Source organism: Methylicorpusculum oleiharenae (genome assembly GCF_009828925.2).
Classification (GTDB): domain Bacteria; phylum Pseudomonadota; class Gammaproteobacteria; order Methylococcales; family Methylomonadaceae; genus Methylicorpusculum; species Methylicorpusculum oleiharenae.
Genome location: NZ_WUTY02000001.1, coordinates 893,470 through 905,529, shown reverse-complemented (window position 1 = coordinate 905,529; position 12,060 = coordinate 893,470). Strand labels below are relative to the sequence as shown.

The window sequence follows — 12,060 nt, the reverse complement described above, 5'->3', positions numbered from 1 at the left end:
ATGCTGACTCAAACTAAACAAACATTAAGCGATATTATTTACACCAAAAATCTTGGCAAAACAGTAACAACAGGCGACGGTGAGTTGCATATCTTGTCATCTGTCGATTTACAAATCAAACCGGGAGAGAGTTTGGCGATTATTGGTGAATCAGGATCAGGTAAATCAACCTTGCTGGGCTTACTTGCCGGACTGGACACACCGACGCAGGGAAACGTGGTTGTCGACGGTCATGACCTGACGGCAATGAATGAAGACGGAAGAGCGGCGGTCCGTAATGAGCTGATAGGCTTTGTTTTTCAATCGTTTCAATTACTTCCCGGCCTGACTGCCGTCGAAAATGTCATGCTGCCCCTGGAACTGAGGGGAATTAAAAATTCCCAAGCGCAAGCTGAACATCTGCTTGAGCGGGTAGGACTTAAACATCGGTTTTCACATACGCCTAGGCAATTATCCGGCGGCGAGCAACAACGCGTGGCTTTGGCCAGGGCTTTCGTCACAGGCCCTGCTATTTTATTGGCGGATGAGCCTACCGGGAACCTGGATCGAAAGACGGGAGAACAAATCATCGATTTATTATTCGAAATGAACCGTGAGAATGCGACGACCTTGATTTTGGTGACACATGATCGGGGACTGGCCAAGCGTTGTCAACGCACAATCAGGTTGGAATCAGGGTGTATGGTATGAGCCGATTCAGCCTGGCGCTTCGATTATTGTTCAGAGATGGGCGTTCCGGTGAGTTAACGATACTCGTTGCGGCATTGGTGATCGCTGTAACGTGTTCAACCGCAATCACCTTGTTTGCTGATCGTTTGCAGAAAACCATGGTCTTGCAGTCAGCCGATTTTTTAGCTGCCGATCTGGTCATCGCAACACCTACGCCTATTGATGAAAATTGGCGGAACCAGGCTGGCTTACTTGGGTTAAATACATCCAGTACCGTCGAATTTTCCAGCGTACTGATCGAAAATGACGAAATGCTGTTAGCAGGGGTCAAAGCAGTCAGTTCCGCTTATCCGTTACGCGGTTTTTTGAGAAATACCCAAGGTGATTTGACCCAGGAGGAAACGGTCACCAAAGGTCCCGAGCCGGGTCAGGTATGGGTGGAAAAGCGCATCCTGGCCGCACTTAAAATAAATGTGGGTGATCCGTTGACGGTAGGCGAAAAACAATTGACAGTTACCCGCATCATTACTCATGAGCCGGATAAAAGAGGTGATTTCTACAGTTTGTCACCCCGTGTCATGATGGCCGAGGACGATTTAGCGGCCACGCAAGTGATTCAGCCCGGTAGTCACATTCATTATTTCTTCCAATTCAGCGGTGATGTTCAGGCCATTAATCAATTCAAGACGACCATCAAGCCTCAACTCAACCCCTCTCAAAGGATAATGGATATTCATGAGGACAGACCTGAATTGGGCGATGCGCTGAGAAGGGCTGAGCGCTATCTGGGATTGTCGAGCATTGTTGTTGTTTTAATTGCCGGAGTGGCGATTGCCATTTCAACGCGCAGGTACAGTGAACGCCATTTTGATACCACTGCGTTACTTCGCTGTTTAGGTTGTAAACAAAATGAAGTGTTGTACTTATACGGTGTTCAGTTTTTAATTTTAGGATTATTGGCCAGTTCGATTGGATGTCTTCTGGGGTTTATCGCTCAGTACGGTCTGTTTTACCTGCTGAAAGGTTTGATACCTGATGAAATTGCTGCTCCCGGATACTTTTCGGTTTTTTTGGGTTTAAGTACCGGAATGGCGATTCTGTTGGGGTTTGCATTTCCGCCATTGCTGCGTCTGAAGCAAGTGTCACCTTTGCGAGTGTTGAGACGAGATCTTGCGCCGTTACCGAACAGTGCCTGGCTGATTTATGGCATGGCATTGCTGCTGGTGGCCGTTTTGATTTGGCGATATACCGAAGATTTCAGAATGACATCAACGATTCTGGGCGCAGGTGTCGTTTTAACGCTGTTACTCAGTTTATTGATTCATGCGTTGTTGATGATTTGCCAGAAACAATTGCCCAAACTCAGCGGGGTTTGGAGATTCGGCGTGCAAGGTCTGGTGCGCAACCGGCAAACCAGCGTCAGTCAAATTCTGGCATTCAGTATTACGCTGATGGCGATGGTGTTAAGTTTTTCGGTTAGAAACGACTTGTTAAGCGATTGGCAAAAACAATTGCCCGAAAACGCGCCGAATCATTTTGTACTGAACATCTTTCCTGATCAGGAGGCAAGCTTCAAGCAGGAATTGGCCGATCAAAAAATTTCCGGCAGCCAGTTTTTTCCGGTGGTGCGCGGCCGTTTGGTAGCGATCAACGAAATGCCGGTTCAGAAAATTGTCAGTAAAGAGTCTCAAGGGGAGCGGGCCATTCATAGAGATTTGAGTTTAACCTGGTCTGCCAACCTGCCGGAGGAAAATAAAATTACCGAAGGGCAATGGTGGACGGATAACCGGACCGGGCTTGTGTCTGTTGAACGAAAACTGGCTGAAAGCCTGGATGTGAAGCTAGGTGATAAATTGACATTTACAGTTGGCAGCGAACAGTTTAAAGCAACAATCGCCAGTATCCGTGATTTGCGCTGGGATTCGATGAGACCCAATTTCTACATGGTTTTTTCGCCCGGTACATTGGACTCGTTTTCAAGCACCTTTATTACCAGTTTTTACATTCCGCAGACTCAGAAAAATTGGCTCAATACCCTGGCCAAAACATACCCCAGCATCACGATACTGGAAGTGGATGCGATACTTAAACAGTTCAATATGCTGCTGGCGCAATTGACTCAGGCAATCAATTATTTGTTGTATTTTGCGTTAATGGCGGGATTTACCGTACTTTTTGCCGCTGTATACACCAGCATTGATCTTAGAGTTCATGAAAGCGCCATCATGCGGACTCTGGGTGCGCATCGTTCGTTTTTACGCAAAACACACATGTTTGAGTTTTCCTTGCTGGGGCTGAGTTCGGGGCTTTTGGCTGCGATGCTTTCAGAAACGCTACTTTACCTGCTGTATACCTTTGTTTTGAATTTGGATTACCAGCCCAATTTCTATTTATGGCTAATACTGCCTGTTATCAGTGGCTTATTCATTGGTCTTACCGGTTACTGGAGTTTAAAAGATGTCGTTAACAAAGCGCCTCTAGCCGTTTTAAGTGAGCTTTAAGTAGGATTCTATACCTTCAACGAGTGTTTTTAGCGGAATCGGGTGCCCCCGTATGCTATCTATAAATTAATTGATAAAGGTTATTCACTGACTATTCAGGTCTTTGAATGTACTTTGATAAAGTCTAAAAATGAGGTAACAACCATGAAAACTTCCAACACAATAATCGCCCTTACCACTGGTTTATTGCTTTCGGCCTGTGCAACCCAGACGGGATGGACACCGACAGTCGACACCTACAACAATCCCAACTCATTCCGCCTTAGCCAGGATATGGCCGAATGTGATCAGCTCGCTCGTCAGGCTTCAGGAGGAACAGGCATGGAGACAGCCAAAGGCACAGGCGTAGGCGCATTGCTGGGCGGCGCAACCGGCGCAGCGATTGGTGCAATTGCCGGAAGCCCAGGCACAGGTGCCGCGATTGGCGCGACTGCCGGAGCTATGGGCGGTGGATCGAAGATGGGCATAGAATCAGAAGATCGGTTCAAACGTGCGTATAAAAATTGTCTGAGAAACCGTGGACATAACGTCATCGATTGATTCACTTGTCGTAATGCTGCTGGAAACACAGGCGTTTCCAGCGGCTTTCAGTTCGTATCCAATTTCTCCGCAAATCAAATCCTGTTCACTCATTGAGTGAAGTTATCATCGTCCATACTTAACCCTGACTTCCAGGACTGGGCGCTACTTTAAAATCCCCTTTTTTTAACTACCTGATTAAAGAATTTCGCCTAGACTTAATCCAGAAATTTAAAGGTAGGTTGTGATATGAAAGTAAAAATAGTGCCCAATAACCATGAAAAAAAACTAGGCGATCAGGATTTTATTGTTTCCAAAACTGATTTAACAGGCCGTATAACGTATGCGAACCGGATTTTTATGGAAATTGCCGGTTACCCTGAATCCAGTTTATTAGGTGTTCAACACAATATTATTCGTCACCCTGAAATGCCCAGAGGTGTATTCAGATTTATGTGGAATACCCTAAAAGCGGGCGAGGAGTTTTTTGGGTTTGCCAAAAATTTGTGCGCCGATGGCGGTTATTATTGGGTCTTTGCCAATATCACTCCGGATTATGACCGGGACGGAAAGTTGCAAGGTTATTATTCGGTAAGACGTAAACCACCGCAATCGGCTCTTGACGTTATCATACCTATTTATAAAGAAATGCTGGCAATCGAAAATCGTTCTTCAATAAAAGAAGCTCCGGATGCTTCTTTGGAATATTTATTCGATGTAGTAAAGCAAGTCGGAGCAAAAAATTACAATAGCCTTGTGTTAGGTTTATACAAACCCAAAGGAGTTTAAGGTGAGTGCAAATTCAGACCATTCCAGCGCAAATATCCCTTACCTTAAAACAATTGTATTTTATTTGACCGTCAGCGTTTCTTTGTTGGCTCTGGCAAACATGGCCTTCACTATCTATGCCTACGAATTTTCATGGATCAATTTATTGATCAATTTAGCCTTGATCACCATTGCACTCATTGCCCGAAATTCAGCTAACAAGTATTTCAGAGTCATAATTGCAATACAAAATGTGCTGTTAAAAACGAATGAAGGCGAACTTTATCATCGCATAACCGGTACCAAAGGTATGGGGGAACTGGGCAAGATTGCCTGGGAATTAAATGAAACGCTGGATATCATGGAATCCTATTTTAAGGAAATTACGACGTGTTTCGATCAAGTCTCCAAAGGCAATCATGACCGTTATACCTTGGCTGATGGTTTTCCCGGCTTGATTAAAACGTCAGCTAAATCAGTCAATATTGCTTTAAAACTGATGGCGAAAAACGAAATTATGATTAAAAAGAACCGCCTCTCAGCTGGATTACATGGTCTTAATACATCCAATTTGTTGAATAACCTGAAATCCAATCAACAAGATTTAATCAGCATCAGCGATCAAATGCAGAAAGTGGAAGATATTGCCGCTAACACAGGCAATAACGCTGAAAACAGCCTTTCTTCCGTTGACACGATCAGTAAATCGCTGAGCAATATCAATCACAATATTCATTCGGTGACTGACGTAATCAGTGCGTTGATCGATGACAGTAAAAAAGTGACCGAGTCGCTGTCCATGATTACCGGTATTGCTGACCAAACCAATTTGCTTGCCTTAAATGCTTCCATAGAAGCGGCCAGGGCGGGTGAGCATGGCCGCGGCTTTGCCGTAGTAGCAGAAGAAGTAAAAAATCTGTCGGAACATACCAAGAATGCAGCTCTTGAAGTGACTAAAACGCTGGACTCATTCAATAAACGTGTAAGACAAATGCGTGACGAAGCGGAAACCTCAGCTGAGATATCTCAAAACATCATGGATCATGTCAACGAATTCAGAGGTCAATTTGCTGAATTATCGCAATCAGCAAAAAACTCTGTTGATTACATTGCTTACGCCAAAGACAAAAGCTTTGCATTGTTGACTAAAGTGGATCATATCGTTTACAAGCAAAACGGCTATATTGCCATTGAAAATCAGGTAAATTGTTCACAAGCAGATGCGATCAATGTGTCGCATAAAAATTGTAGACTCGGCAAATGGTATTTCGAAGGATTGGGTTACGAAAAATTCAGAACAACCAATGCTTATGCAAAAATTAATCTTCCTCATTCGGATGTTCATAAATACACACAACAAGCCTATAGTGGATCGAGAGAAGATTGGCAGGTTAATCAATCCTTACTCGATAATATTATTGCTTCCATGCGGCGTTCGGAGGAAGCCAGCGCCGATGTCATGGCTTTAATAGATGAGATGGTCGAAGAAAAACACAGCAGAGGGTATTAGAGAGACGCCAAAACAATTCAGGGATGGGATTACCTTTAAATAGAGGATGTAAGCAAAACCCTCCTTATAGCCGTCAGTCTTCAGCAATTCCCAGTTTGATGATAAAAAAGGGTAGGCGTAAGCTTTGCGGGGATGTCAGCAGCAGGGATGCTGCTGTCAAGCCCCCGTGGATGGATCTACGGCGTTCCTCGCAAGGCTTATGCCTACCCTCAAAGCCACATAAAAGTTCAAACTTGGAATGCTGGTCAGTCCTTAAAACAGCACTGTTTCTTCGTTAGATGCTGTATTCCCTATTTTTTGCACAATTTCGCATGACAATTGCCGTAACATAACGTCAGCTTATCGTCCGCAAATCCATCGCGAGCCATTCATGTCAATCAGAGTCAAATTATTCTTAACCTTTTTACTGACGACTTTAGTGGTGGTCGTGGGAATGCATCTTTTTACCCGGTGGTCCCTGGAAAAAGGGTTCACGGAATTTGTCGAAAAAAGAGAAAAAGAACGGGTGAGTACACTGATTGAAGAGTTGGAAGAGCATTATGCTGAAAATAAAGGCTGGGATAAACTGGCGGCAAGCAAGCAGAGCTGGATTTTATTGCTCTGGCGCGCTGACCCACATCGGCATCGTCCACCCAGACATATCATCAGACAGGCGCAACTGGAACCGGAAAACCTGTGGCCTCCCGCATTAACAGACAAAATTAAACAAAGACGGATCACACCTTTTGAACTGCGTGTCATGCTGTTAAATACCGAAAAATCGATTATTTTTGGCCGCAAAGAGTCATTGCCCCAGTTAACATTGCATTCAATTCAACATAATCAACAAACGGTAGGTTACCTGGGGCTTATGCCGGGCAGTGCGGTGAATCAACCCAGTGATATTTTTTTCATGAAAAGGCAAACCCAATTGTTGATCGGGATTGCTTTGGTGATGGTAGTCCTTTCCGCCTTAATCGCCTGGTTTCTGGCGTACCTGTTGGGACGGCCTCTCAAGCGCATTATTTCGGCGGCCAAAGAGTTGGCTGTCGGCAATTACAAGACCCGCTTGCCTGTTGAGTCAACAGATGAAATGGGTCAGTTGGCGCGCAATTTTAACGATATGGCGGCCGCATTGGAGCAGGCAGAGCAAAGTCGAAGGCGTTGGGTGGCGGATATTTCCCATGAGCTGCGAACGCCTCTGGCCGTTTTACGTGGGGAACTGGAAGCATTGATGGACGGTATTCGCCCGTTGACTCCGCAAGCAATTGAATCATTATCAGGCGATGTGATGCGTCTCAATCGTTTGACGGATGACCTGTATCAACTGGCTTTGTCCGACCAGGGCGCCCTGAGTTACCGGAAAAAACTGCTGGATCCTGTGTTGCTTTTACAAGAAGACCTGACTGCCTTTACACCTGATTTCACCCATAAGGAAATCAGTATCCGTTTTACCAATCGCTTCAGCAAACCGGTAAAGATCAATGCGGATCCGGATAGAATGGCCCAATTATTCCGGAATTTATTGACTAACAGTCTTAACTACACCGATCACGGTGGGCAAATACACATCATGGTAAAGCGCTTAGAAGACAATCTGGTCATTGAATTGGCCGACAGCAGTCCGGGCGTTGCTGAACAGGATTTAAATCACCTGTTTGATCGTTTCTACCGGGTCGACAGCTCGCGAAACCGGCACCTGGGCGGCGCCGGTTTAGGTCTTGCCATTTGCAGCAATATTGTTCATGCCCATGAAGGATCCCTAATAGCGGCACCCTCTTCTTTGGGCGGTCTGGCGATTCAAATTATCTTACCGGTGACTTCATGAGCCGTATCCTGATCGTTGAAGATGAGCTCAAACTGGCTCAGCTGGAAGTTGATTACCTGCAAAACGCCGGTTTTCAAACGCATTGTTTAAGTCAGGGGCCGGAAGTTGTGCCCTGGTTAAAAGACAACAGCGCTGATCTTGTGTTGCTGGATTTAATGGTGCCGGGGCGGGACGGTCTGGAAATATGCCGAGATATTCGGAGCTTCAGTCAAGTGCCGATCATCATGGTTACCGCGCGTATCGAAGAGATCGACAGGTTGCTGGGTTTGGAAATGGGCGCCGATGATTACATTTGTAAACCTTTCAGTCTCAGGGAAATGGTGGCTCGCGTCAAAGCCGTATTGCGCAGGCTGCAAACACCGGTGACAACCCCGCCCGATGAGTCACTGACGCTCTATCCGGAAAGTTACAAAGTCGAGTATGACGGCAGGGGGGTCGAACTGACCTCAGTGGAATTTCAGCTGTTTTATGCGCTCTATCAGCAACCGGGACGCATCTTCTCACGTTCCAAGCTAATGGACTTGATCTATCAGGATCAACGCATTGTGTCTGACAGAACCATTGACAGTCATATTAAGAAGCTGAGAAAAAAATTGACCGGCTTGATTCCAGGGCAAGAGATCATTCACTCGGTCTACGGTGCCGGGTATCGTTATGAGCCGCAAAAAAGCGAGTAAAAAACTTCCACATTTATTTCACAATCGCTGCAAACTGTTTACGCATTTGCTGCGTATAGTTTGTCTCAAGGGCGGCAATAAGACGCTCTCTTTTCAATCATTAACCGAGAGACATTATTATGAAAACCAAACAAATAGCGATCATGATGGCACTGATATTTCCTTTGGCGGTAGCTGCATATCCAGGTGGTAAAGGCAACGATGAAGGTCATCAGGTAAAACGGATGGAAAGGATGAGCAAGGAATTAAGTTTGACCGAAGAGCAGCAAACCAAAGTAGGGGCTGTATTCAAAGAACAAGGTGAAAAATACAAAGCTATTCATGACGAAACCCAGTCACAGTTGAAAACCATACTGACTCCCGAGCAGTTTACAAAACTGGAAGAAATGAAGCAGCGCCGTCATGACAAATGGCGTGAAAAAGCTCAAACAAGACGGTCTGAAAAACCGGAAGTGACAAAATAATCAATCTGAATTAAAACGACTGGGCGCAAAGGCCACTTGATTTGGCCTTTGTCCATCAACGGAAACTTATCCCCATTGAATGTGTCATGGCAATTTATGACATGGCACATAAAAGGAGGTGTTATGTTTGATCACCTTACAAAACAGGCCCTGTTTTTAGGGCTTAGTCTGGTGTTTACAGCTGAAGTCGGAGCGGATGACGGGCAAAATTCAATGCGGCATAGTTATACGAAACCGCGTCCAGCATCTGCGGAAAGGCAGCAAACACGCAGGCACAGCACACAGCCGCAACAGCGCTCTTATTCACAGCCTTATTGGAATGATTATCGCCCGGGCCGGGTTATTAATCCCCTGCCCTATGGCGCTTCTCGACTCAATCACGGCCGAAATGAGTACTACTATTACGAGGGCTATTTTTATCAGCCGAATCAAAACGGTTACAGGCTCATTGATGCGCCTGTCGGTGCTATTGTCATATCGCTGCCAAGGCTGCATCATCGTGTCAAGCAGCGGGGCGTCGACTATTATGTCGCAGGCGACACTTACTATACCCGGCATCAAAAAGGTTACAGGGTCGTTGATAACCCTTATCGATACCGCCGCTAAAGGGTCCAGTCAAATTAGATTTGTTGTCCCGTTTGATTATTTTAACGCTCGGTCCAGTTTGCGATAACTGATGGCTTCGCTGAGGTGGGTTATCTCGATAGTCGGTGACCCTGCCAGATCGGCAATGGTCCGGGCCACTTTTAAAATGCGGTGATAGGCTCTGTGCGATAAACCGAATTTTTCCATGGCCTGTTCCAGCAATTGATGACCTTGCTCAGAGAGCGGGCAATGTAGTTTGACTTCCTTGGCGGACAGCGCATCATTGGCTTTGCCTTGCCGGAGAACGGCTCTATCGCGGGCCTTCATGACGCGGGTTCTGATTTTCGCGCTGCTTTCTTCGCCCTGAAGCGAGCCTTTCCTTAATACTTCAAGAGAAACGCGTGGCACTTCCAGGTGCATGTCGATTCGATCGAGCAACGGACCGGAAATGCGGGAGCGGTATCGCGCCACTTGTTCTGAGCTGCAATGACAGCGGCCTGAAGGATCGCCCAGATAGCCGCACGGACAGGGATTCATGGCCGCAATAAGCTGGAATCGGGCGGGAAAATCAGCTTGTCGTGCAGCACGGGAAATAGTGATATGTCCGGTTTCCAGTGGCTCACGCAGGACCTCCAGAACTCTCCTGTCAAATTCAGGCAATTCGTCCAAAAATAAAGCGCCATTATGGGCCAAAGAGATTTCGCCGGGCTTTGGATTGCTGCCTCCTCCGACTAACGCGGCTGCTGAGGCGGTATGATGCGGTGCACGGAAAGGCGGTTTTCGCCAATTGGCAACATTCAATCCCTGATCGCTGACCGATGCAATCGCAGCCGTTTCCTGGGCCTGCTCTTCAGACAACAAGGGCAGGATAGTCGGCAATCTGGATGCCAGCATCGATTTGCCGGTGCCTGGCGGGCCAAGCAGCAGTATATTGTGATTGCCCGCAGCCGCTATTTCGAAGGCGCGTTTGACATGGTATTGGCCATGCACATCGGCAAAATCGGGTTCATCATCCGAGGGTTCCGGTACGGCACTTTCAATCTCGGTTTGAATAATCTGCTGACCGCTTAAATGCGCGCAAACCTGCAGCAAATGTTCGGCCGGTATCAGTTGAATGCCTTGCACCAGGGCGGCCTCAGCGCTGTTTTCGCGGGGCAGTATCAACGCTCTGCCCTGGTTTCTGGCTTGTATGGCGACCGGCAAGACGCCGGAAATGGGGCGTAATTCACCGCCTAGCGATAGCTCACCCACGCATTCAAATTCAGCCAGCCGATTTTTTGCAATTTGACCTGAAGCGGCGAGAATACCCAACGCAATCGCCAAATCAAAACGTCCGCCTTCTTTGGGTAAATCAGCCGGAGCCAGATTGACGGTCAGGCGTTCCATTGGAAAGTCAAAATGTGAATTGATGATGGCGCCCCGCACGCGGTCCTTGCTTTCTTTAACGGCCGTTTCGGGAAGGCCAACAATACTCAAGGCAGGAAGCCCGTTGGCAATATGAACTTCGACAGTAACCTGTGGTGCGGAAATACCTGACCGGCCACGGCTGTATACGATTGCCAGCGACATAGAGTGCGATATAAGGAGGGTTAATTACCCTGGAGGCTGAGAAAATTCAACTTCCAGGGGTATCTGTTATCAAGCGGATCAGACCTGCGAAATAACTCAGTTGCTTTGTTGCGGACTCGGATTTTCCAGGGCGGCTACGCGGCTTTCCAGGTCTTCCAATTTGGCGCGGGTTTTAGCCAGCACGGCTTTTTGAACTTCAAATTCTTCCCGTGTCACCAAATCCAGTTTACCCAGCGCACCTTGAAGGATCGCATGGAAGTTTTTTTCCAGATCTTCTTTAAGGTTGTTCAGGCCGGGTGGAACCGCGTTGGCAAGACGGCTGGCAATTTCATCAAGTGCTTTTGGATCAAACATAAAAAACTCGCTCAAATAATTTAAAAGGTAATGGTAACAGTTTACGCTAATCCGCTGATTCCGTCAGAACATGTTCCCGGCAAATTTTCATCGTATCATCCTGGCTCAGAGGCTCTTGTGTTAGTTCACACAGATAGTGATTGTCAACCTCGGACATTTTTTTACAGGTATAGCAGACACCGAAACTTCTCAGGTTATTAGCGGCTTGCAATGCGATCAGCGCCGTATTCAGGGCCTTGTTGATCTCCTCGAATTGATCGTCATTCAGGGTTTTGCAGGCATGGGGGAGCATATTAATCCCCAGTATTTCGTCCAACAGGTCTTGGCCTTCCTGCGATAAGTTCAAATGCAGAATCCGTCTATCCAGCGGATTAGCTGTTTTTTCTATATAGCCCTTGCGTTCCAGGACTTGTAAAGACTGCGATACGGTCCCTTTGGTCAGACCGAAATACTCGGTTACTGCTGCCGGGGTATCGCTCAGTCTATTGCATTGCGCGAGATATTCCAGAATTTGCACATGGATAGGCTGTAATCCCATCGCCAGATATCTCTTACGCTCTTCAGAACGTAAGAGCGTAGTGATTCTGTCGATCAGTTTGAACGTGCTTAATTCGCGCATTCCAACCTGTCGCCGAAC

Annotated in this window: 12 protein-coding genes; 9 read left to right on the top strand and 3 right to left on the bottom strand. The window is 46.7% G+C overall.

The window, feature by feature from the left end; all coding sequences use genetic code 11:
• From GO003_RS04250 to GO003_RS04210, 9 genes are all read left to right on the top strand, one after another.
• Complete coding sequence (locus GO003_RS04250) at positions 1-690, top strand: ABC transporter ATP-binding protein (RefSeq protein WP_206444811.1); 690 nt, start codon at positions 1-3, stop codon at positions 688-690.
• On the top strand, positions 687-3,170 hold the full coding sequence (locus GO003_RS04245; protein ID WP_159659153.1) for an ABC transporter permease: 2,484 nt from the start codon (positions 687-689) through the stop codon (positions 3,168-3,170). Before GO003_RS04250 ends, GO003_RS04245 begins: the two co-directional genes overlap by 4 nt.
• Before the next feature lie 144 nt (positions 3,171-3,314).
• Positions 3,315-3,710: a glycine zipper family protein gene (locus GO003_RS04240; RefSeq protein WP_159659154.1), complete on the top strand. Its 396-nt coding sequence runs from the start codon at positions 3,315-3,317 to the stop codon at positions 3,708-3,710.
• 228 nt (positions 3,711-3,938) lie between these two features.
• On the top strand, positions 3,939-4,478 hold the full coding sequence (locus tag GO003_RS04235; protein WP_159659155.1) for a PAS domain-containing protein: 540 nt from the start codon (positions 3,939-3,941) through the stop codon (positions 4,476-4,478).
• A 1-nt stretch (position 4,479) separates the two neighbouring features.
• Positions 4,480-5,967, top strand: coding sequence for a methyl-accepting chemotaxis protein (locus tag GO003_RS04230; RefSeq protein ID WP_231088812.1), 1,488 nt, complete (start codon positions 4,480-4,482; stop codon positions 5,965-5,967).
• Positions 5,968-6,337: 370 nt separating this feature from the next.
• Entirely contained in the window at positions 6,338-7,774 is a 1,437-nt protein-coding gene (locus GO003_RS04225; RefSeq protein WP_159659156.1) for an ATP-binding protein, read from the top strand.
• Entirely contained in the window at positions 7,771-8,451 is a 681-nt protein-coding gene (locus GO003_RS04220) for a response regulator (protein WP_159659157.1), read from the top strand. Before GO003_RS04225 ends, GO003_RS04220 begins: the two co-directional genes overlap by 4 nt.
• Before the next feature lie 119 nt (positions 8,452-8,570).
• A complete protein-coding gene (locus GO003_RS04215) occupies positions 8,571-8,915 on the top strand; it encodes a hypothetical protein (RefSeq protein ID WP_231088811.1) in 345 nt (114 codons plus the stop codon).
• Between the two features lie 123 nt (positions 8,916-9,038).
• On the top strand, positions 9,039-9,521 hold the full coding sequence (locus GO003_RS04210) for a DUF6515 family protein (RefSeq protein WP_159659158.1): 483 nt from the start codon (positions 9,039-9,041) through the stop codon (positions 9,519-9,521).
• A 36-nt stretch (positions 9,522-9,557) separates the two neighbouring features.
• Here the strand turns inward: GO003_RS04210 and GO003_RS04205 are convergent, their stop codons facing one another.
• The 3 genes from GO003_RS04205 to GO003_RS04195 form a co-directional block, all read right to left on the bottom strand.
• A complete protein-coding gene (locus GO003_RS04205; RefSeq protein ID WP_159659159.1) occupies positions 9,558-11,069 on the bottom strand; it encodes a YifB family Mg chelatase-like AAA ATPase in 1,512 nt (503 codons plus the stop codon).
• A 96-nt stretch (positions 11,070-11,165) separates the two neighbouring features.
• Positions 11,166-11,423 (bottom strand): ubiquinone biosynthesis accessory factor UbiK, encoded by a 258-nt coding sequence (ubiK, locus tag GO003_RS04200; RefSeq protein WP_159659160.1) that lies wholly within the window; start codon positions 11,421-11,423, stop codon positions 11,166-11,168.
• Positions 11,424-11,469: 46 nt separating this feature from the next.
• On the bottom strand, positions 11,470-12,042 hold the full coding sequence (locus tag GO003_RS04195; protein WP_159659161.1) for a MarR family winged helix-turn-helix transcriptional regulator: 573 nt from the start codon (positions 12,040-12,042) through the stop codon (positions 11,470-11,472).
• Positions 12,043-12,060 lie beyond the last annotated feature (18 nt).